General features: G+C 66.8%; 18 protein-coding genes. 8 read left to right on the top strand and 10 right to left on the bottom strand.

The window, feature by feature from the left end:
* Positions 1 to 345: 345 nt before the first annotated feature.
* From KP010_RS07415 to KP010_RS07405, 3 genes are all read right to left on the bottom strand, one after another.
* The gene (locus KP010_RS07415; RefSeq protein ID WP_142862613.1) at positions 346 to 2,331 is read right to left on the bottom strand and encodes a protein meaA; all 1,986 of its coding nucleotides are present in this window, start codon (positions 2,329 to 2,331) and stop codon (positions 346 to 348) included.
* A gap of 69 nt (positions 2,332 to 2,400) precedes the next feature.
* Entirely contained in the window at positions 2,401 to 2,823 is a 423-nt protein-coding gene (locus KP010_RS07410; protein ID WP_142862614.1) for a type II toxin-antitoxin system VapC family toxin, read from the bottom strand.
* Positions 2,820 to 3,062 (bottom strand): type II toxin-antitoxin system Phd/YefM family antitoxin, encoded by a 243-nt coding sequence (locus KP010_RS07405; protein WP_142862615.1) that lies wholly within the window; start codon positions 3,060 to 3,062, stop codon positions 2,820 to 2,822. The genes KP010_RS07410 and KP010_RS07405 overlap by 4 nt, the downstream gene beginning before the upstream one ends.
* 222 nt (positions 3,063 to 3,284) lie before the next feature.
* Between KP010_RS07405 and ccrA the strand changes: the two genes are divergently transcribed.
* From ccrA to KP010_RS07370, 7 genes are all read left to right on the top strand, one after another.
* Entirely contained in the window at positions 3,285 to 4,541 is a 1,257-nt protein-coding gene (ccrA, locus tag KP010_RS07400) for a crotonyl-CoA carboxylase/reductase (protein ID WP_142862616.1), read from the top strand.
* A gap of 485 nt (positions 4,542 to 5,026) precedes the next feature.
* Positions 5,027 to 5,749: an ABC transporter ATP-binding protein gene (locus tag KP010_RS07395; RefSeq protein ID WP_142862617.1), complete on the top strand. Its 723-nt coding sequence runs from the start codon at positions 5,027 to 5,029 to the stop codon at positions 5,747 to 5,749.
* A complete protein-coding gene (locus KP010_RS07390) occupies positions 5,746 to 7,227 on the top strand; it encodes an ABC transporter permease subunit (protein ID WP_142862618.1) in 1,482 nt (493 codons plus the stop codon). Before KP010_RS07395 ends, KP010_RS07390 begins: the two co-directional genes overlap by 4 nt.
* Positions 7,228 to 7,235: 8 nt before the next feature.
* Positions 7,236 to 8,687 carry a DUF3526 domain-containing protein gene (locus KP010_RS07385; RefSeq protein WP_142862619.1) on the top strand — a complete coding sequence of 484 codons (1,452 nt, stop codon included), beginning with the start codon at positions 7,236 to 7,238 and terminating at the stop codon, positions 8,685 to 8,687.
* A 296-nt stretch (positions 8,688 to 8,983) separates the two neighbouring features.
* The gene (locus KP010_RS07380) at positions 8,984 to 9,970 is read left to right on the top strand and encodes an ABC transporter substrate-binding protein (protein ID WP_185966470.1); all 987 of its coding nucleotides are present in this window, start codon (positions 8,984 to 8,986) and stop codon (positions 9,968 to 9,970) included.
* Positions 9,967 to 10,722, top strand: coding sequence for an ABC transporter permease (locus tag KP010_RS07375; protein ID WP_142862621.1), 756 nt, complete (start codon positions 9,967 to 9,969; stop codon positions 10,720 to 10,722). The genes KP010_RS07380 and KP010_RS07375 overlap by 4 nt, the downstream gene beginning before the upstream one ends.
* Positions 10,673 to 11,407, top strand: coding sequence for an ABC transporter ATP-binding protein (locus KP010_RS07370; RefSeq protein ID WP_142862622.1), 735 nt, complete (start codon positions 10,673 to 10,675; stop codon positions 11,405 to 11,407). The genes KP010_RS07375 and KP010_RS07370 overlap by 50 nt, the downstream gene beginning before the upstream one ends.
* A 125-nt stretch (positions 11,408 to 11,532) precedes the next feature.
* Here the strand turns inward: KP010_RS07370 and KP010_RS07365 are convergent, their stop codons facing one another.
* From KP010_RS07365 to KP010_RS07340, 6 genes are all read right to left on the bottom strand, one after another.
* Positions 11,533 to 12,081: an alpha/beta hydrolase gene (locus tag KP010_RS07365; RefSeq protein WP_142862623.1), complete on the bottom strand. Its 549-nt coding sequence runs from the start codon at positions 12,079 to 12,081 to the stop codon at positions 11,533 to 11,535.
* Between the two features lie 29 nt (positions 12,082 to 12,110).
* Positions 12,111 to 13,793 carry a lysine--tRNA ligase gene (locus tag KP010_RS07360; protein ID WP_142862624.1) on the bottom strand — a complete coding sequence of 561 codons (1,683 nt, stop codon included), beginning with the start codon at positions 13,791 to 13,793 and terminating at the stop codon, positions 12,111 to 12,113.
* Positions 13,794 to 13,895: 102 nt separating this feature from the next.
* Positions 13,896 to 14,267 (bottom strand): GIY-YIG nuclease family protein, encoded by a 372-nt coding sequence (locus KP010_RS07355; protein WP_142862625.1) that lies wholly within the window; start codon positions 14,265 to 14,267, stop codon positions 13,896 to 13,898.
* 82 nt (positions 14,268 to 14,349) lie between these two features.
* Entirely contained in the window at positions 14,350 to 14,829 is a 480-nt protein-coding gene (locus KP010_RS07350; protein WP_142862626.1) for a hypothetical protein, read from the bottom strand.
* Positions 14,829 to 15,686: a 2,3,4,5-tetrahydropyridine-2,6-dicarboxylate N-succinyltransferase gene (gene dapD, locus KP010_RS07345; RefSeq protein ID WP_142862627.1), complete on the bottom strand. Its 858-nt coding sequence runs from the start codon at positions 15,684 to 15,686 to the stop codon at positions 14,829 to 14,831. The genes KP010_RS07350 and dapD overlap by 1 nt, the downstream gene beginning before the upstream one ends.
* An 81-nt stretch (positions 15,687 to 15,767) precedes the next feature.
* The gene (locus tag KP010_RS07340; protein ID WP_216280711.1) at positions 15,768 to 15,917 is read right to left on the bottom strand and encodes a hypothetical protein; all 150 of its coding nucleotides are present in this window, start codon (positions 15,915 to 15,917) and stop codon (positions 15,768 to 15,770) included.
* 1 nt (position 15,918) lies between these two features.
* Here KP010_RS07340 and KP010_RS07335 point away from each other — a divergent pair, with 1 nt between their 5' ends.
* Positions 15,919 to 16,632: a pentapeptide repeat-containing protein gene (locus KP010_RS07335; protein WP_246659807.1), complete on the top strand. Its 714-nt coding sequence runs from the start codon at positions 15,919 to 15,921 to the stop codon at positions 16,630 to 16,632.
* Here the strand turns inward: KP010_RS07335 and KP010_RS07330 are convergent.
* Positions 16,610 to 16,963 (bottom strand): hypothetical protein, encoded by a 354-nt coding sequence (locus KP010_RS07330; RefSeq protein ID WP_142862628.1) that lies wholly within the window; start codon positions 16,961 to 16,963, stop codon positions 16,610 to 16,612. The genes KP010_RS07335 and KP010_RS07330 overlap by 23 nt on opposite strands.
* Positions 16,964 to 16,985: the final 22 nt, after the last annotated feature.

Below are 16,985 nucleotides of genomic sequence, written 5' to 3'. Positions count from 1 at the left end.
TGTATCGCTTGCGATGGCAGATCGAGCTCGCCTTCAAGAGGCCGGCCGAGCCGAAAAGGGCGGGCGCAGCTGGACATACGCCCATCTGATCCTCGCCATCCTCACCGACGAATGCAGCCAGGACCTCCTGGACTCTTCCCCCGGAAAACCTGCTCGCGGCGCATTACGCGCCGTCGATATGGCGCGCGCAAAAGTTCGTTATCGCGATATTGCGCGCCGCGATCCTCGGTCCCCTCACGCTCGACGCTTCCCCGAGATTCCACCACCTCCTCGCAGAACCCCGAAGAAAACGAAAATTGCAGTTCAAATACCCCGTCAGCCCCTTATCCTAGCGCCCATGGGGCTTTAAGCTCGCCCTTCCACGCTCTTCTCGATGATCTGCGCGAGATCGGTCATGATCGCATTGAGATCATAGTTCTTCGGCGTGTAGACGGCGGCCACGCCATTCTCGCGCAAGAGCTTCTCATCGGCCGGTGGAATGATGCCGCCGACGACGAGCGGCACGTCACTGAGGCCCTTTTCCTTCATCAGCCGCAGCACCTCATGGGCGAGCGTCACATGCGAGCCGGAGAGGATCGAAAGGCCGACGCAATGCGCGCCTTCCTTCTGCGCTGTCTCGACCAGCTCGGCCGGGGTCGAGCGAATGCCGGCATAGATCACGTCGAAGCCGGCGTCGCGGGCGCGCACGGCGATCTGCTCGGCGCCGTTGGAATGGCCGTCGAGGCCCGGCTTGCCGACCAGAAATTTGGCGCGCTGGCCGATCTTGGTGGAGACGCGCTGCACCTCCTCGCGCACCGAGTCGAGCTGGCCGCCGACCTGCCGCGCGGTGGCGGAAACGCCGGTCGGCGCGCGATATTCGCCGAACACGCCGCGCAGCACGGTTCCCCATTCGCCCGTCGTGACGCCGGCCTTGGCGGCGGCGATCGAGGGCTCTACCATATTGCGGCCTTCCTTCGCCGCGCGCACCAGTCCGTCGAGCGCCGCCTGTGCGGCCTTGGCGTCGCGCTGCGCGCGCCAGGCGTTCAGACGCGCGATCTGCTCGGCCTCGACATGCTCGGGCACGACCATGATCTGATTGTCGCCCGCGGTGAGCGGCGAGGGCTCGCCCTCGGTGAATTTATTGACGCCGACGACGATCTGCTCGCCGGCCTCGATCGCCTCGAGCCGCGCGGTGTTGCTCTCGACGAGCTTGGATTTCATATAGCCGGCCTCGACCGCAGCGGCGGCGCCGCCCAGCTCGTCGATCTTCGTCAGCTCGGCGACGGCCTCTTCCTTCAGCGCCGCGACCTTTTTGGCGATGGCCGGATTGCCGTCGAAAATATCGCCATATTCCAGCAGATCGGTCTCATAGGCCATGATCTGCTGCATACGCAGCGACCATTGCTGATCGAAGGGACGCGGCAGGCCGAGGGCCTCGTTCCACGCCGGCAGCTGCACGGCGCGGGCGCGCGCATTCTTCGACAGCACGACGGCCAGCGACTCGATCAATATGCGATAGACGTTGTTCTCCGGCTGCTGCTCGGTGAGGCCGAGAGAATTCACCTGCACGCCATAGCGGAAGCGGCGGGATTTCTCGTCCGTGACGCCATAGCGGTCGCGGGTGATCTCGTCCCACAGCTCGACGAAAGCGCGCATCTTGCACAGCTCGGTGACGAAGCGCATGCCGGCGTTGACGAAGAAGGAGATGCGGCCGACGACCTCGGCGAAATCCTTTTCCGAAAGGCCCGCGGTCTTCACCCCGTCGAGAATGGCGCAAGCGGTGGCGAGCGCATAGGCCAGCTCCTGCGCCGGCGTCGCGCCGGCCTCCTGCAGATGATAGGAGCAGACATTCATCGGGTTGAACTTCGGACACTCTTTCGTGGTGAAGAGGATGAGATCCTGCGTCAGCCGCAGCGATTGCGCCGGCGGGAACACATAAGAGCCGCGCGACAGATATTCCTTGATGATGTCGTTCTGCGTCGTGCCCTGCAGTTTTCCACGCGGCGCGCCTTGCTCGTCCGCCGCCGCAATGTAGAGCGCGAACAGCCAGACGGCGGTGGCGTTGATGGTCATCGACGTGTTCATATCCGCGATCGGAATGCCGTCGAACAGCGTGCGCATGTCGCCGAGATGCGACACCGGCACGCCGACCTTGCCGACCTCGCCGCGCGAGAGAATGTGATCGCTGTCATAGCCGGTCTGAGTCGGCAGATCGAAGGCGATGGAGAGACCCGTCTGGCCCTTGGCGAGGTTGGAGCGATAGAGAAGGTTCGACTCCTTGGCCGTGGAATGGCCGGCATAGGTGCGGAACAGCCAGGGCTTGTCGCGACGCGGGGCAGCGGATTCGGTCATGTGTTCGGTCTCCCTCCGAAGCTTGCGATAACACAAGACGCTGGCGAGGCAAAAGCGCTCGGGTGAGGGTCACGGGGCCAGCACGGCGACGCCGAGCGCCGGAGCCGCCTCGGCGAGCCGGCGGTCCAGCGTGCAGAGCTTCGCGCCATGGTATGCGCAGAGGGCGAGATGCAGCGCGTCGCCGGCGCGCAGGCCGAGGGCGTGCAGGCCGCAGAAATGGGCGGCGGTTCGGAAGTGAAGCGGGGCGATCGGCAGAAGCAGGAAGCTTGCGGACGCGAGCCGTGCGAACTCCGCCAACGCCTCGGCCCGCTGCGGAAGTCCGATCTGGCGGTTCCGCAGCTTGATCGACAAAGCGGAAGAGAATTCCGTCGCCACCCAATCGCTGATCGCCAACTCGTCGGTCTGCTCGCCGAGCCAGGAGTGGACGCGATCCGTCTCCGCCTCTCTGGTCAACGCCGCGACGAGCAGTGACGTGTCCAGATAGAGCGTCAATAGCGGTCCTCGTCGCGCATCCGGCGCGTGAATTCTCCGGCGGATTCCGTCTCGGGCGGCATGGCGTCGGTGAGCGCCCGCAAGCGGGAGATGTCGACGCGCTTTTTCGGCTCGTCGAGCGGCGCGATCTTGGCGATCGCCTTGCCGCGGCGGGTGACTTGAACCGTCTCGCCCTGCGCTGCGCGGGCGACGATCTCGCTCAAATGGGCCTTGGCCTCCGCGACGGTGACGGCGCTCATCTCTTGCCTCATGACCAACCAGATGACCAATTTAGCGCAGTGTCTTTCGGAAACCAAGGTCGGCGTCGCCACATGGTTTCGGCTTCTCGAGCCTCTCGGCCTACGCTCCCCGGCCTCCGCCCCCTCCCCAATATCGCTCTGTTCAGCCGAAAGCCGGCCGTATATGAATGGCCGCCTCGGCCCGCCGCCGGCCAAGAAAGAGAGTTCCCGAGGAGCCAGACGTTGACCGCACTGAAAGACCTCTACGACATCGGCGAGATTCCGCCGCTCGGCCATGTCCCCGCCAAGATGCACGCCTGGGTCGTCCGCAAGGAGCGGCACGGACCGCCCGAGGAGTCGATGCAGCTCGAGGTGGTTCCCACCTGGGAGCTCGACAGCCATGACGTGCTCGTTCTGGTGATGGCGGCGGGCGTCAATTACAATGGCGTCTGGGCCGCGCTCGGCCAGCCGATCTCCGTGCTCGACGTCCATAAGCTCCCTTATCACATCGCCGGCTCCGACGCCGCCGGCATCGTCTGGGCCGTCGGCTCCAAGGTGAAGCGCTGGAAGGTCGGCGACGAGGTCGTCGTCCACTGCAACCAGGACGATGGCGACGACGAGGAGTGCAACGGCGGCGACCCGATGTTCTCCGCCTCGCAGCGCATCTGGGGCTATGAGACGCCGGACGGCTCCTTCGCGCAGTTCTGCCGCGTGCAGGACCGCCAGCTCATGGAGCGCCCCAAGCACCTCACTTGGGAAGAGTCGGCCTCTTATACGCTGACGCTCGCCACCGCCTATCGCATGCTGTTCGGTCATGAGCCGCATCGGCTGAAGCCCAGCGACAATGTTCTCATCTGGGGCGCCTCGGGCGGTCTCGGCGTGTTCGGCGTGCAGCTCTGCGCGGCGGCCGGCGCCAACGCCATCGGCGTGATCTCGGACGAGAGCAAGCGCGACTATGTGCTCTCGCTCGGCGCCAAGGGCGTCATCAACCGCAAGGACTTCAAGGGCTGCTGGGGCCAGCTGCCGACCGTCAACACGCCGGAGTTCAACGACTGGTCCAAGGCGGCCCGCAATTTCGGCAAGGCGATCTGGGACATCACCGGCAAGAAAGACGTCGACATCGTCTTCGAGCATCCGGGCGAGCAGACCTTCCCGCTCTCCTGCATGGTGGTGAAGCGCGGAGGCATGGTGGTGTTCTGCGCCGGCACGACCGGCTTCAACCTCACCTTCGACGCCCGCTATGTGTGGATGCGTCAGAAGCGCATTCAGGGCTCGCATTTCGCGCATCTGAAGCAGGCGGCCGCGGCCAATCGCTTCGTCGTGGACCGCCGCGTCGATCCCTGCCTGTCGGAAGTCTTCCCCTGGGCGAAGATCCCGCACGCCCACACCAAAATGTGGAAGAACGAGCACGCCCCCGGCAATATGGCCGTGTTGGTCAACGCTCCGACCACGGGCCTGCGCTCGCTCGAGGATGTGGTCGCGGCTGCGGGGAAGAAGTGAGCCTCGTGCGATAACGCATTGTCAAAAAGGCGCTATCGGCCCTCGATCGTCTAATATAAAAATTTTTATATTAGCGAGAGCCGATGGCTTTCCAGCGTCCTGGCCGCGCTCGTCGCGGCCATCCACGCCGGGACGGCTCGGAAAGCTGAAAACCGAGCGACACGCCGACGCCTTCTCCCCGCTTCTCGCAATGTCTCGGCGTGGATGCCCGCGACGAGCGCGGGCAGGACGCGGCTGCATAGGAGCTACCGAGTCCTGCTATCGGTGGCGGAGCAATTGACAAGCCGTGAGCGAGCATGAAAAACTCGCACGAATTGCATACGACAGCACAGAGGCCAGCACAGCCGATCGGGCGTGACTGCGTTGTTGTATCGTTCGAGCGCGCGCCGATGTGATGCCGGGTCGGACGGGCGCTTCGAGACGACTTCCCACGCTATGCGCGGAAAGCTGCGAAAACAGCCCTCGGCGTCGGGAGGCGATTTCGCATGTTGGAAGCGCGCGAGCTGACCAAGAGATATGAGGGCAAGGCGGATCGTCCCGCCCTCGACCGGCTGAATCTGCATATTCCCGGCGGCGAGGCGTTCTGTCTGCTCGGCCCCAATGGCGCCGGCAAGACGACGACCGTCAATCTCTTCCTCAATTTCATCGCGCCGACCTCCGGCCAGGCGCTCGTCGGCGGCGTCGACTCGGCGCGCGAGCCGCTCGAGGCGCGTCGGCGCCTCGCCTATATCCCTGAGACGGTGATGCTTTATGGCGCGCTCAGCGGGCTCGAGAATCTGGAATATTTCACCGAGATTTCCGGCGGCCGGCGCCTCGCGCGGGCGGAATTGCTCGCCCTGCTCGGCGAGGCCGGGCTCGCGGAGGAGGCGGCCTTTCGGCGCGTCTCCGGCTATTCCAAGGGCATGCGGCAGAAGGTCGGCGTCGCCGTCGCTCTGGCGCGGCGCGCGCAGGCGCTGCTGCTCGACGAGCCGACCTCCGGCCTCGACCCGCTCGCCGCCAATGAATTCGCCGCTCTGGTCGAGAAGCTGCGCAAGCAGGGCATGGCCATATTGATGGTCACGCACGACCTCTTCCTGGCCAAGCAATGCGGCACGCGCATCGGCGTGATGCAGGCGGGACGGCTCGTCTCCGTTTTCGGCGCCGACGACGTCGATCATCTCGGCCTCGAGCGCGCCTATCTCGAGCAGTTCAGAGGAGCGGCCGCATGAGCGAGATCGTCGTCGCGAAAGCGCGCGCCGCACAGGCGCCCGCCGGCCGCTGGCGCGTCGCCCGCGCGGTCGCCCTCAAGGAATGGGCCGAGCTGCGCCGGGACAGCCGCCTCGCCTGGCTGTTCGGCCTCGTCTTCCTGCTGATGCTCGGCGCGCTCGCTTTCGGCGCCGCGCAGCATATGCGGCTGGATCGCGAGCGCGCCGCCGCCGCCGCGACCGACCGCGCGCTGTGGACAGGACAGGGCGCGAAGAACCCGCACGCCGCCGCGCATTTCGGCCAATACGCCTTCAAGCCGCAGAGCCCGCTGGCGCTCGCCGATCCGGGCGTCGACGCCTATGTCGGCGAGGCCGTCTGGCTGGAGGCGCATAAGCAGAACGAGGCGCAATTTCGCGCGGCGCGCGACGCCGGCGTCGGCGCGCGGCTCGGCGGCCTCTCCTTCGCTTTCATGCTGCAGACGATCATGCCGCTCGTCGCCGTTCTGCTCGGCTTCGCCGGTTTCGCCGGCGAGCGCGAGCGCGGCACATTGCGCCAGCTGATGAGCCTCGGCGCCTCGCCGGTCGATATTCTCGCCGGCAAGGCGCTCGCCGCGCTCGGCGCTCTTTCGGTCCTGCTCATTCCGGCTTTCGCCGCTGCCGTGCTGGCGACGCTCTTCCTCGCCGATCATGATTTCTCCGTCGCCGATCAGCTCGAGCGTCTGCTGGCGCTCTCCTTCGGCTACGGCCTCTATCTCGCTGGCTTCGTTTTTCTCGCGCTCGGCGTATCGGCTTTCGCCAAATCCACGCGCACGGCGCTGGTGCTCCTGCTGGCCTTCTGGCTCGCCAATTGTTTTCTCGCGCCGCGCGTGATGACCGATGTCGCCAAGCGCGCCGCGCCGCTGCCCACCGCGCTCGAGTTCCGCAACACCATCGCCGAGGACAAGAACAAGACCTTCGGCCATGACGAGACGCATCCGAGCTTCATCGCCTTTCGCGACAGCGTGCTGGCGCAATATGGCGTCTCGCGCATAGAGGATCTGCCGGTCAATTTCCGCGGCCTCGCGCTGCGCAAGGACGACGAGAACGGCTTCGTCATTTTCGACAAGCATTTCGGCGCGCTGCAGGCCGCCTTCGACGCGCAGGACAGGCTGCGCGCGGCGCCGGGCTTTCTCTTCCCCGCGCTCGCCATGCAGCCCTTCTCGACGAGCTTCTCGGGAACGGATTCCTGGCATCAATATGATTTCGCCACCGCGGCGGAGGCGCACAGGCGCCGCATTCAGACGGCGGCGAGCGAGGACCTCATCCATAATGCGCGCTATGGCGACGCTTCCTATGTCGCGTCACGCGATATGTGGGAGCGCATTCCCTCCTTCGATTACGCCGCGCCGGCCGTCTCCTTCGCGCTCTCCCATGCGCGCGGCGATCTCGTCGCGCTCGCGCTCTGGGCCGTGCTGACCGCGGCGCTCGCCGGCTTCGCCGCGCGACGCCTCAGACCCCTGTGAGGCACGCCATGACCTTCTCTGCGTTTCTCGCCGCATGGCGGTTCGAATGGCGGCTTCTGCGGCGCGACGCCGCCGAATGGGCCGTGCTCGCGGCGATCGCGACAATGAGCGCGCTCGCCTTTTTCGACGGCGCCGAGCGCATCGCCGCGCAAAAAGCGGCGATAGAGGATGCGCGGCGCGACGAGACTCTGCGTCTCGATTCATTGCGCAAGACGCTCGCCGATTTGGACGCCGGCCGTGTGAAGGGCGAGACGCCGCCCTATCGCGATCCGCGCAACGCGGTCTTCGTCGGCGGCGGCTCTGCGGCGGCGGTGGCGGCGTTGGAGCCGACCCCGCTCGCGATCGTCGCCACAGGGCAGAGCGATCTTTTCCCCGCCGCGCTCAAAGTGACGAGCGGGACCAAGGACAGTTTCCTCTTCGCCGATGAGATCGAGAATCCGGCGCATCTCGCCAGCGGCTCGATCGATCTCTCCTTCGTGCTGGTCTTCGTCTTTCCTCTGGCGATTCTCGCGCTCTGCTTCGATCTTTCGGCCGGCGAGCGCGAGAAGGGCACGCTCGCTCTGACGCTCGCCAGCGCGGAGAGCCCGACCGCCGTTCTGCTCGGCAAGCTCGCGGCGCGGGCCGGCCTGCCGATATTGGCGATGATCGCGGCGACCTGCGCCGGCGTCTATCTGCTGCGTGGGGCCGAGCCCTTCGCTTCCTGCGCCTTCGCGCTGCTCATCGCGGCGATCTTCGCCTATGGCGCCTTTTGGGCGTTGCTCGCGGCCGTCGTCGACAGTTTCGGCAAAAGCTCCGCCTATAATGCGCTGGCGCTCATCGCCGTCTGGGCCGGCCTCACAATGATCGCGCCCGCCGCCGTCAACACGCTCGCCGACGCGCTCTATCCAGCGCCTTCCCGCTCGGAAATGACGCTGGCCGCGCGCGCCGCCACGACCGACGCCGATCGCGAGCGCGACGCCGCTCTCGCCCGCTACGCCGAGGAGCACCCCGACGCCACGGCGACGGAGATGAAGCTGGGCGACGCCAAGGAGCGCACCATTCGCCGCCTCGCCGCGCTGGAGACGGCCAACGCCCGCGTCGAGGAAGTGATGGCGCGTCACGAGGCGCAGCTCGCCCGCCAGCGCGCGCTCGCCGACCGACTGTCCTTTCTCTCGCCGGCGCTGCTGATGTATCGCTCGGTCGCCGATATCGCCGGCTCGGGCGACCGCCGCTATGTGGAATTCTCCGAGCAGCTCGACGACTTCCACAAGCGCTGGCGCGATTTCTTCTGGTCGCGCGCCCATGCCGGCCAATCGCTGACGCAGGCCGATTACGCCGCTCTGCCGCGCTTCCCTGCGAGCGCGAATGTGGCGAGCGCCTCGGCCGGCGTCGCCTCCGCGCTCGCGGCCGGCGTAGGGCTGCCGGCTCTGCTGCTCGCCGTGCTGGCGTGGCGGGGGCTGCGGCGCTGCAAGGCGGCGTGAGCGACGCTGCGTCGCGGGCGTTTTGCGCGCCCGCCTCGGGAATTGTGCTATCCTGCGTCGTGAGAAACAATCAAAGAGCGCGGGGTGAACGAGAAGCGGCGCCTGAAGAGGCGTTTCCACCTCCCCCTAGAGGGGGGAGGTCGAGCGCCGAAGGCGATCGGGTGGGGGTGTTTCCGCCGAGTCTTTGCCGTGCGACCCCACCCCGGATGGCTTCGCCATCCGACCCTCCCCCTCGAGGGGAGGGTGAAGGCCCCGTTTCTTCGTTCACGCGAGCGCTCGGCACAGAGGCGGGATTCATCTTGCGACCAATCTTCCAAAAGCTCCTGCTCGCGGCGCTGGTCGCGCTTCTCGGCGTCGCGCCAGCGCGCGCGGCCGACCGGCTCCGCCTCGGCCTGCAGAAGACCGGCTCGGGCGTTTGGGAGCTCGCCGTCGTCTCCGCCTTCGGGCTCGATAAGGAGGCGGGGCTCGAGTTGACGGTCACAGAGCTCGCCAATACCGACGCCGCCAAGATCGCCATTCAGAGCAACTCCGTCGATATCGTGGTCTCCGACTGGCTGTGGGTGGCGCGCCAGCGCGCCGACGGCGCCAAGCTCACCTTCTATCCGCACTCCACCGCCATAGGCGCGCTGATGGCGCGCGACAAAGCGGTGAAGAGCGTCGCCGATCTCGCCGGCAAGAAGCTCGGCGTCGCCGGCGGCCCGCTCGACAAAAGCTGGCTGCTGCTGCGCGCCTATGCGCAACGTCAGGGCGTCGATCTCACCAAATCGGCGATCATCGTTTACGGCGCGCCGCCGCTCATCGCCGAGAAAGCCGCCGAGGGCGAGCTGGACGCCGCGCTCGAATTCTGGAATTTCGCCGCCGATCTCCAGGCGCGCGGCCTCTCCCGCGTCATCGATCTGCGCAAGGTGGAGACGGCGCTCGGCGCCAAGGGCGCGCCGGTCGTCACCGGCTATGTGTTCGACGAGGGCTTCGCCGCGAAGAGTCCCGCGTCGCTGGCGCGCTTCTTCGCCATGATCGACAAGGCGCGACGCCTGATCGCGACATCGGACGCCGCCTGGCGCATCGCCCTGCAGCGCATTCCGGCCAAGGACCCCGCCGTGCTCGCGCTCTATCGCAAGAGCTATGTGGAGGGCATTCCCGCCCGCAGCGTCGAGCAGGAGCGGGAAGACGCCGCCGGGCTCTACGCCACTCTCGCGGAAATCGGCGGCGCGGCGCTGGTCGGCTCGGCGAAGACCTTGCCCGCGGGCACTTTCTACGAGCCCGCGGCGAGCGCGGTGCGGTGATCCGCCTCCTGTCGCTGGCGCTGCTGCTGGCTTTCTGGCAGGGCGCGGCGCTGTTTTCCGATCCGCGCCGCCTGCCGGGGCCGCTCCCTGTCTTCGAGGCGATCGCTCATGAGGCCGAGAGCGGCGCGCTGTTCACCAATCTCGCGGCGACATTGGCGCGCGTCGCCGCCGCTTTTCTGCTGGCCATGAGTCTGGGCGCGGCGCTCGGCTACGCCATGGGACGGCGGCCGGCGCTGGATCGGCTGTTCGATCCCTGGCTGGTCATTCTCCTCAATCTGCCGGCGCTGGTGGTCATCGTGCTGGCCTATCTCTGGGCCGGCCTCACCGAGGCGGCGGCGGTGGGCGCGGTGGCGCTCAACAAGCTCCCCAACGCCATCGTCGTGATGCGGGAGGGCGCCCGCGCGCTCGATCACGAGCTCGATGAGATGGCCGAGGTCTTCCGCCTGCGCCCGGCCGCGCGGCTGCGGCATATCGTCTTGCCGCAGCTCGCGCCCTATATCGCGGCGGCGACGCGCTCGGGCCTCTCGCTGGTCTGGAAGATCGTGCTGGTGGTGGAGCTGATCGGCCGCTCCAATGGCGTCGGCTTCGAGATCAATATGGCGTTTCAGCTTTTCGACGTGCGTTTGCTGCTCGCCTATGCGATTCCCTTCGTCCTGCTGATGCTCGCCGTCGAAACTCTCCTGGTGCAGCCCTTTGAACGACATGTCTCGCGATGGCGCCGCCGCCCTGCTCGAGGTCAGGGTTTCGCATAAGGATTACGCCAGCGGCGACCGGCCGCAGCGGGCGCTCGAAAACTTCGTGCTTTCGCTTCCCGTCGGCCGCGCCGGCGCCGTCGTCGGTCCGTCCGGCTGCGGCAAGACGACATTGCTGCGCATCATCGCCGGACTCGATACGGAATTTTCCGGCGAGGTGCGGCTTCCCGCGGGCGGGCGGCTCGGCATGGTGTTTCAAGAGCCGCGCCTTCTGCCCTGGCGTAGCGTCATCGACAATCTGCGCATCGCCGCGCCGCAGGCCGGCGAGGAAGCGCTCGCCGCTCTGCTCGACGCGCTCGAGCTATCCGAACATGCGCGGCATTTTCCCGGCGAATTGTCGCTCGGCCTCGCGCGCCGCGTCGCCATTGCGCGGGCGCTGGCGATCGAGCCCGATCTGCTGCTGCTGGACGAGCCTTTCGTCTCGCTCGACGATGCGCTGGCGCGCGATCTGCGCGCGCGCATCGCCACGCTGATCGACGAGCGCCATGTGACGACGCTGATCGTCACTCATGATCTGCGCGAGGCGATCGAGCTGGCCGATGTAATTTTTCTTTTGTCGTCGCGCCCCTCGCATGTCGGCGCGACGCTCGACGTGGCGACGCCGCGCCGACTGATGACGCGAGAGGCCGCGGATGCGCTCGAGGCGCGGGCGCGCAGGGAAATAGAGGCGATGCGCGGGCGGTGAGACCCCTCCCCAGCTCTCCCCCGCTTCGCGGGAGAGGGAGCAAATTCGGCGCTTCATCGACGCTTCGCGCAATGCCCGCCGCCTCCTTCTCCCGCGAAAGCTAAGGGAGAGTGAGGGAGGGGATGCTACAGCTTCGACAGAAAGCCCGCGAAGCGCAGCGAGCCCTCGGGCCAAGGCCCATGGCCGCTATCGGCGTTGATGTGTCCGGCCGCGCCGGCGTCCACCAGCTCCGCGCCTATGTCCTGCGCCAAGACCCTCGAGAAATCCGCCTCCGCATTAGGATCATCCGAGCTGGCGACGAGAAGCGCGGGAAAGCGCAGCCGCTCGCGCGGAATCGGCAGAAAGGCGGGATCGATCGCCGTGAGCTCGCCGATCGCGCGCTCGGAGGGCGGCGCGACGAGGAAGCCGGCGGCGATCTTGTCGCTCCCGCGCGCGGCGACATGCAGCGCCGCTATGCCGCCGAGCGAATGCGTGACCAGCACCACGGGGCGCGTCGCCGCGGCGATCTCGCGCTCTATGCTCTCGATCCATTCGGGAAAACGCGGCGCGTCGAAATCCGCTTGCGCCACGCAGCGCGCGGTGGAGAGCTTTTTCGCCCAACGCGTCTGCCAATGCTCGAGGCCGGAGCCGCCGAGCCCCGGAAGGATCAGAATATCCGCATCCGCAGTGCGCATGTTCGTCGCTCCTGTTGCACAGCGGCGGCCTAAGCGGCCTTCGTCAGCTCCCCGGCGAGCGCCTTGGCGATGAGGCCGCGCGTCTCTTCGACGCCGAACAGGGCGACAAAGGAGCCGAAGCGCGGGCCTCTGCTTTCGCCGAGCAGAACCTCATAGAGCATGTTGAAGAAATCATTCGACACGCCCGGCCGCTCCGGCGTCGCGCCCTTGGCCTTCAAATCCTGATAGCGCGGCACGGCGCGCGCGACGTCATAGAGCGCGGTCTGAATATCTTCGGCGCTGGCGTCCTTCGGCAGCGACGCCAGCGTCTGCGAAAGAGTCGTCAGCACGCCGCGCTCCACATCGTCGGCGGCGCGATATTTTTTCGCGGGCCGCACGAAGTCGCGAAAGTAAGCGACCGCATAGCCGACGAGCTTGTCGAGGCGCGGATGATTCTGCGGCGACACATTCGGCGCATAGCGGCGCAGAAAGCCCCACAGCACGGACGGATCTTCCGCATTGGCGACGGTCGCCAGATTGAGCAGCATGGAGAAGGAGATCGCCGTCCCCTTGGCCTCGCCCTCATGGGCGAGCGTCTCCGGCTCCGGCGGCGCGCCGAAGTGAATGTGCCAGGCCGGATTGCCGAGCCGCTCCTTCCATGCCTGCCGCTGATAGGCCTCGAGGAAGGAGAGGTAATCGTCGACATTGCGCGGAATGACGTCGAAATAGAGCTTCTTGGCCGCGCTCGGCTTTTGAAACATGAATTGCGCGAGGCTCTCCGGGCTGGCGTAGGTCAGCCATTCCTCGATGGTGAGTCCATTGCCCTTGGATTTGGAAATCTTCTGGCCCTTCTCGTCGAGGAAGAGCTCGTAATTGAAGCCCTCCGGCGGACGGCCGCCGAGCGCGCGCACGATCGCAGAGGACAGCTTCACCGAATCGATGAGGTCCTTGCCGGCCATCTCATAATCGACCGAGAGCGCATACCAGCGCATCGCCCAGTCCGGCTTCCATTGCAGCTTGCAGTGGCCGCCGGTGACGGGCGTGACGAAGGCGTCGCCGCTCTCGGGATCGCGCCAGGAGATCGTCCCCGCCGCCGCGTCTATGGAGTCGAGCGGAACCTGCATGACGATGCTCGTGTGCGGGTGAATCGGCAGGAAGGGGGAATAGGTCGCCGCACGCTCCTCCCGGAAGGTCGGCAGCATGATCTTCATCACTTCCTCGTAGCGCGCCAGCATATGCAGCAGCGCGGCGTCGAAGCGGCCGGAGGTGTAATAGTCCGTCGAGGAGGCGAATTCGTATTTGAAGCCGAAAGCGTCGAGAAAGGCGCGCAGGCGTGCGTTATTGTGCGCGCCGAAGCTCTCATGCGTGCCGAACGGGTCCGGCACCTTGGTCAGCGGCTTGCCGAGATGGGCGCGGACCAGCTCCTTATTGGGGATATTGTCGGGCACTTTGCGCAGCCCGTCCATATCGTCCGAGAAGGCGAGCAGGCGCGTCTCGATCTTTCCTTCGGTCAGCACTTCGAAGGCGTGGCGCACCATGGAGGTGCGCGCCACCTCGCCGAAAGTGCCGATATGCGGCAGGCCCGAGGGGCCGTAGCCGGTCTCGAACAGAACTTTGGTCTGGCCGGTCTCCGCCACGCGTTTGACGAGCTTGCGCGCCTCTTCGAACGGCCAGGCCGGCGAGACGCGGGCGGCTTCGAGAAGATCGGCGGGCAAAGGCTCGGACGTGGGCATGATGCGGCTTTTGTTGCGGTTGCGAAGAGGGGCGCACACTATGGGCGCCGGGCGGAGGCGTCAACGCGCGGGGGGACGAGGATCCGACCGAAGACGGAATCTTTAAGTCCCCTTACCCTGAGGAGCCTGCGCAGCAGGCGTCTCGAAGGGCGAGGGGACGCCGCAATCTCGACGTTCCTTCTTTCCGCCGCGAGCGGCCAAGCCAGGAAGGGCGTCCAAATCTCCGCGCATCAGCGCTTCCTTCTTGGCCCGGCTCCAGCCCTTGATGCGCCGTTCTGTCGCGATCGCTTCTGTCACGCGTTCGAAATGCGCCGACCAGAGAAGGCGAAGCGGCAAGCGCGTCGCCGTGAATCCTTCATGGATTCCCTGATTGTGCTCGCTGACGCGCTCGTCGACGCTTTTGCGGGTCAGGCCGGTGTAATATGCGCCATCGGCGCAGAGGAGGATGTAGACTGTCGCCCCTTCGATCGGCATCGCAGCCCTCGTGCTTCGAGACGGCCGCTGCGCGGCCTCCTCAGCATGAGGGCTGCTTTTTTGTCGCCGCAAGGCGAAACCGTTACTCCCCGCCCTCTCTCACCCCCAGCTCATACCCCGTCCACAGCGCGACCGCGGCGAGCGCCACATCGGCGAGCGCCACCGGCCAATAGGGCATCACCTCGGCGACGCGCGGCTGCAGCCAGTGCATGGCGCCCGCCACCAGCGCGACGAAGGGCGGGAGTCCGGCCAGCAGCAGCGGCGCGGGACGGCCGAGCGCGCGGAAGCGCTTGGCCGAGAGATTCACGAAGCTCACCGCGATCAGCAAAATCGCCAGCGCATAGAAGGTGAGATAGGCGTAGGCGACCACCGTCTGCCAGACGAAGAACGGGTCCTTCGCGAGGTCGTGATCCGTATAGGGGAAGAGCGCCAGCCAGATCAGCGTCAGCGGGACGAGGACAGCCAGAAGGCCCGCAACGCCGCAGCGCCAGCCGGCGCGGTCGAGGCTTCCCTCCTCCGTGCGATAGAGGAAGCTCAGGCGCTCGCGCGAGGGCAGCTCCATCAGTCCCTCAGCAGCTCGTTGATCGCCGTCTTGCCGCGCGTCTGCGCGTCGACGGTCTTCACAATGACGGCGCAATAGAGCGACGGCCCGGCCGAGCCGTCCGGCAGCGGCTTGCCCGGCAGATTGCCCGACACCACGACCGAATAGGGCGGCACGTAGCCGATGTGAATCTGGCCGGTGGCGCGGTCGATCACCTTGGTCGAGGCGCCGATGAAGACGCCCATGGAAATCACCGAGCCCTGGCCGACGACGACGCCCTCGACGATCTCCGAGCGCGCGCCGATGAAGCAATCATCCTCTATGATGGTGGGGCCGGCCTGCAGCGGCTCCAGCACCCCGCCAATGCCGACGCCGCCGGAAAGATGCACATTCTTGCCGATCTGCGCGCAGGAGCCGACCGTGGCCCAAGTGTCGACCATCGTGCCGGCGTCCACATGGGCGCCTAGATTGACGAAGGACGGCATCAGGATCACGCCCGGCGCCACGAAGGCCGAGTGACGCACGATCGCGCCCGGCACGGAGCGGAAGCCCGCGGCTCTATGCTCGGCCGCGCCCCAGCCGGCGAATTTGGAGGGAACCTTGTCCCACCAGCTCGCGCCGCCCGGCCCGCCCTCGATCACGCTCATATCATTGAGGCGGAAGGAGAGAAGCACGGCCTTCTTCAGCCATTGATTGACCTTCCAGGAGCCGGGGCCGGTCGCGCCCTCGATCTTCTCGGCGACGCGCAGCTTGCCCGAATCGAGCAGACGCAGCGCGCTCTCGACCGCGTGGCGAATGTCGCCCTGCGTGGAGGCGTCGATATTGGCCCTGTCTTCGAAGGCGGTGGTGATGAGATTCTCGAGACCAGTGTGCGGCATGAAATCGTCCAGCTCCGAGAGGTCGCGGGCAGGCGGCCCGCAGAAAGGGTCAGGGCTATAGGCGGCAAGGCCGCCGCCCTGTCAATCGCGGAAATAGGGGCCGATCGCCGCGTCGGCGGCGGGACGTCTTTCCTGCGCGTCGCGCATTCTTTCCCGCGGCCGCGGGCGCGCCGCGGGGGTAGGCTGGCCCGCCGTCGCCGCAGAAGCGACGCAGAGCGAGGGAGCCTTCATAATGTTCTCGGCCCGAGCGAGCCGCCTTTTGGCCGCCGTCCTGCTGATTCTCGCGCCGTTGGCGGCCACGGCGGCGGACCGAAGCCGCGCCGATATAGAGCAGCTGATCGCCGCCTCCGCCGGAAAGCCTGTGGCGCTCACCGATCTCGATCTCTCCGGCCTCGATCTCTCGGGGCTCGACCTTCGGCGCGCCGATCTCTTCGCTGCGCGGCTCGCCGGGGCGAAGCTCGTCGGCGCAAGGCTCGGCGAGGCCAATCTCACCCGCGCCGATCTGCGCGAGGCCGATCTCTCGGGCGCCGATCTTTCCGGCGCGATCCTCTATGCGGCCATTCTCGACGAGGCGGATTTTTCCGGCGCCGATCTGACGCGCGCCCGCATCATCGGCGGCGGCCGCGGCGCGCGCTTCGTGAAGGCGAAGCTCGTCGAGGCCGATCTCGGCGCCGATCCGGCCAATCAGGGCATGGTCCCTGTGCGCGCCGATCTCACCGCCGCGATCTTCGACGGCGCCGATCTGACCGGCGCCAATCTCACCCATGCGGTCTTGGCCTCGGCGCGCTTCGCCGGCGCGAGCCTGCGCAATGCGCGGCTCGATCACGCCAAGCTCGGCGACGCCGATCTCTCCGGCGCCGATGTCACCGGCGCGAGCTTCCACGGCGCCGATCTCGACAGCGCGCGGCTGCCGCCGGCGGCCCCTATTTTGGAGCGTGGGCGCTGAGCTGCGCTTCGAGCGCGGCGAGGCGGTCGATGTCGAGTCCGGCGGCCGGAGCGGCGTCCCTCAGTCGGGCGACGAGCGTGGCGGCGAGGACGCAAAGCGCCGTTCTCGTCTCCTCCGATTGGGCGTCGATGATTTCAGTGATCGCGATTTGCATTCCGATCGAACGCGGTCGCGGCTCCAGCTCGGCGAGCTCCCTCTTGGCGAAGGCTGAAAGTCCAGACTTCAGGGCGTCATAGCCGTCGATGACGGTCGCGCCCGCCGCGCCTTTGGCTACCGCCTCCGCCGCGAGGCCGAATGTTCCCACCACGGCGGCGCCAATCGAATCGACCATGGCTCGCTCCCCAAACCATCGA

Source organism: Methylosinus sp. KRF6, assembly GCF_018887255.1.
GTDB lineage: Bacteria > Pseudomonadota > Alphaproteobacteria > Rhizobiales > Beijerinckiaceae > Methylosinus > Methylosinus sporium.
Note: the sequence above shows the minus strand (reverse complement) of the source record. Positions and strands in the feature narration are given on the sequence as shown.

What these genes read in the sequence shown, in the direction of transcription:
- KP010_RS07390 (WP_142862618.1), top strand. Translation starts at nt 5,746, where the DNA reads ATGAGCGAGATCGTCGTCGCGAAAGCGCGCGCCGCACAGGCGCCCGCC.
- KP010_RS07340 (WP_216280711.1), bottom strand. Translation starts at nt 15,917, where the DNA reads ATGAAGGCTCCCTCGCTCTGCGTCGCTTCTGCGGCGACGGCGGGCCAG.
- KP010_RS07355 (WP_142862625.1), bottom strand. Translation starts at nt 14,267, where the DNA reads ATGCCGATCGAAGGGGCGACAGTCTACATCCTCCTCTGCGCCGATGGC.
- dapD (WP_142862627.1), bottom strand. Translation starts at nt 15,686, where the DNA reads ATGCCGCACACTGGTCTCGAGAATCTCATCACCACCGCCTTCGAAGAC.
- KP010_RS07415 (WP_142862613.1), bottom strand. Translation starts at nt 2,331, where the DNA reads ATGACCGAATCCGCTGCCCCGCGTCGCGACAAGCCCTGGCTGTTCCGC.
- KP010_RS07395 (WP_142862617.1), top strand. Translation starts at nt 5,027, where the DNA reads ATGTTGGAAGCGCGCGAGCTGACCAAGAGATATGAGGGCAAGGCGGAT.
- KP010_RS07335 (WP_246659807.1), top strand. Translation starts at nt 15,919, where the DNA reads ATGTTCTCGGCCCGAGCGAGCCGCCTTTTGGCCGCCGTCCTGCTGATT.
- KP010_RS07350 (WP_142862626.1), bottom strand. Translation starts at nt 14,829, where the DNA reads ATGGAGCTGCCCTCGCGCGAGCGCCTGAGCTTCCTCTATCGCACGGAG.
- KP010_RS07365 (WP_142862623.1), bottom strand. Translation starts at nt 12,081, where the DNA reads ATGCGCACTGCGGATGCGGATATTCTGATCCTTCCGGGGCTCGGCGGC.
- KP010_RS07330 (WP_142862628.1), bottom strand. Translation starts at nt 16,963, where the DNA reads ATGGTCGATTCGATTGGCGCCGCCGTGGTGGGAACATTCGGCCTCGCG.
- KP010_RS07385 (WP_142862619.1), top strand. Translation starts at nt 7,236, where the DNA reads ATGACCTTCTCTGCGTTTCTCGCCGCATGGCGGTTCGAATGGCGGCTT.
- KP010_RS07405 (WP_142862615.1), bottom strand. Translation starts at nt 3,062, where the DNA reads ATGAGCGCCGTCACCGTCGCGGAGGCCAAGGCCCATTTGAGCGAGATC.
- KP010_RS07360 (WP_142862624.1), bottom strand. Translation starts at nt 13,793, where the DNA reads ATGCCCACGTCCGAGCCTTTGCCCGCCGATCTTCTCGAAGCCGCCCGC.
- KP010_RS07370 (WP_142862622.1), top strand. Translation starts at nt 10,673, where the DNA reads ATGTCTCGCGATGGCGCCGCCGCCCTGCTCGAGGTCAGGGTTTCGCAT.